Raw genomic sequence first — 2,206 nt, 5'->3', positions numbered from 1 at the left:
GGCCGGGGCCGCCGGATCGGACGGGGCCGCCGGATCGGACGGGGCCGCCCGGCCCCGCAGGCAGCGGGTCGTGCTCGCCAGGCCGAAGCGGGTGTCGAGCTACTCGATGCGGGCGAAGGTGGAGCTCGCCGAGCAGACCAGCTGGGGCAGGCTGCTCATCAAGGACCTGGTCAAGGTGCAGCTGCGGTCGGGCGCGCTGTTGCTCGGCCTGGTGGTGCTGCTGCTCGGCGCGCTGCCGGCGGCCTTCCACTTCCTGCCCACCCTGGCCACGATCCGGGTAATCGGCCTGCCCGTGTCCTGGGTGCTGCTCGCCGTCGCGCCGTTCCCGCTGCTGTTCGCGGTCGGGTTGTGGTACAACCGCCTCGCGGAACGGCACGAGCGGGACTTCGTCGCCATGATCGAGAACTGAGTGCCCGTGCGGGCGACGAGGCGTAGCGGGGGGCAGTGGTGGAGCTGAACCCGTGGGCGGTCGGCGCCGTGGGCCTGGTCCTGGGGGTGACCTACTACCTCGGCAGCCGCACGTCCCGGTACGCGAGCACCACCGACGACTTCCTGCTCGCCCGGCGCACCGTGCGTTCGCGGCGCAATGCCGCCGCGGTCTCCGGCGAGTACCTGTCGGCGGCCTCCTTCCTGGGGGTCGCGGGGCTGGTGATGAAGGACGGCGCCGACGCGCTGTGGTACCCGATCGGGTTCACCGCGGGCTTCCTCACCGTGATGATCTTCGTCGCGGCCCCGCTGCGCCGCTCCGGCGCCTACACCCTGCCGGACTTCATGGAGGCCCGGCTCGGCTCGGCCGCCCTGCGCCGGGTCTCCACCTCCGTGGTCGCGGTCATCGCGCTCGTCTACCTCTTCCCACAGCTGCAGGCGGCCGGGTTCGCGGTGCGCACCGTCCTGCCGCAGGCGGAGCCGTGGATGGGCTCGCTGGTCGTCGTGGGGATCGTGACGCTGAACATCGTGGCCGGCGGGATGCGCGTGGTCACGCTCGTACAGGCGTTCCAGTACTGGGTGAAGCTGTTCGCGCTCGCCGTTCCCGCGTTCGTGCTGTGCGCGGTGTTCCTCGCCGGCGGGGGTGCGGACACGGCGGGCCCGCTGGGCGAGCCCGCACCGCCGGAGTTTACCGAGGAGACCACGGTCTCGGTGGAGTCCGACGTCGTGTTGCGGGTCGGTGAGCCGACGGTGGTGCACCTGCCCTCCGAGCGGCCCTCGGGCGCGGAGCTGTGGCTGCCCGGCACCGACTATCCGGTCGCGGCGGGGACCGAACTGTTGTTCCCTGCCGGATCGTCCGTCCCCGTGGTCGGCGACGCCGCGCTGGACAACGCCTTCTGGTTGCGCCCCACCGGGGACACCGACAGCCTGTGGTGGACGTACTCGCTGCTGGTGGCGACGTTCGCGGGCACGATGGGGCTGCCGCACGTGCTCGCCCGCTTCTACACGAACCCGGACGGGCGGTCCGCGCGCCGCACCACGTTGCAGGTGCTGCTCCTGCTCGGGTTGTTCTACCTGTTCCCGGTGCTGCTGGGGGCGTTGTCCCGGTTGTACGTGCCGCAGCTGCTGCTCACCGGGAACACCGACGCGGCCGTACTGGAACTGCCGGGGGCGATGCTGCCCGGCGTTGCCGGCGCGATCACGGTCGCGGTGCTCGCCGCGGGGGCGTTCGCCGCGTTCCTGTCCACCTCGTCCGGGCTGCTGGTCAGCGTGGCCTCGGTGATCTCCACGGACCTGCTCTGGGCGCGGGTGCGGGATTTCCGCCTGGCCGCGGTCGTCGTGGCGGGAACGGCCGCCGCCGGGGCGGTGCTGCTGCCGATCGAGGACCTCTCGCTCAGCGTGGGCCTGTCCTTCGCTCTCGCCGCGTCCACGTTCTGCCCGCTGCTCGTGCTGGGGATCTGGTGGCGCGGACTCACCTGGATCGGCGCGACCGCGGGCCTGGTCGTCGGCGGTTCGCTGGTGCTGTTGGCGATCGTGCTCAACATCCTCAGCCGGTTCGGCGGCGGCTGGGCGCCGTGGTTCGTCACCCAGCCCGCGTTGTTCACGGTCCCCGCGGCCTTCGCCACCACCATCGTGATCAGCCTGCTGACCAGGAAGCGCGTTCCCGACGACGTGGACACCGTGATGCTGCGGCTGCACGCGCCGGACCGGCTGGGCTTCACCCGCGACCGGCGGGCGGCGGACTCCGGCCGCGCGGACGAACCTGCCCGGCTCGCCGGCG

General features: G+C 72.5%; 2 protein-coding genes. Both read left to right on the top strand.

Annotated features, from left to right (window positions below; all coding sequences use genetic code 11):
• The coding region (locus SACHA_RS22570) for a hypothetical protein (protein ID WP_019811341.1) at positions 1–409 on the top strand (409 nt) is incomplete at its 5' end.
• 38 nt (positions 410–447) lie between these two features.
• On the top strand, positions 448–2,206 hold a 1,759-nt coding region (locus tag SACHA_RS22565; protein ID WP_083935877.1), incomplete at its 3' end, for a sodium/solute symporter.

This window comes from Saccharomonospora halophila 8, from assembly GCF_000383775.1.
GTDB lineage: Bacteria > Actinomycetota > Actinomycetes > Mycobacteriales > Pseudonocardiaceae > Saccharomonospora > Saccharomonospora halophila.
This window is presented reverse-complemented; position numbering and strand designations above follow the sequence as displayed.